This window comes from Pseudoalteromonas sp. 19-MNA-CIBAN-0066 (genome assembly GCF_040308705.1).
In the GTDB taxonomy this organism is placed as follows: domain Bacteria; phylum Pseudomonadota; class Gammaproteobacteria; order Enterobacterales; family Alteromonadaceae; genus Pseudoalteromonas; species Pseudoalteromonas nigrifaciens.
The window spans coordinates 1-232 of record NZ_JBEONZ010000450.1; the positions used below are offsets into that span (position 1 = coordinate 1).

1 pseudogene is annotated in these 232 nt (G+C 34.1%); it reads left to right on the top strand.

Going from position 1 to position 232, the window contains the following annotated elements:
- A pseudogene (locus tag AAEZ18_RS19780) lies at positions 1–193 on the top strand (flap endonuclease Xni); the annotation flags it as partial.
- Positions 194–232: the final 39 nt, after the last annotated feature.

Sequence of the window (232 nt, forward strand, 5' to 3'; positions counted from 1 at the left end):
TACTAAATCTGCGCAGCAAATAGTTAATAACTATAACTCAATTGAACAAGCAGCCGAAGATGAGTCTCTAAGCCCGAGTATTAAAGCAAAGTTAGCCGCTAATATGGATATGTACGTAATTTCAAAGCACTTGGTTAGTTTACGCACCGATATAAATTTAGGTTTTAGTTTAAAGCAGTTAAGACTTAATTAGTCGCAAGTTAATAGCCTCTAAACATTACAAAACGTATAC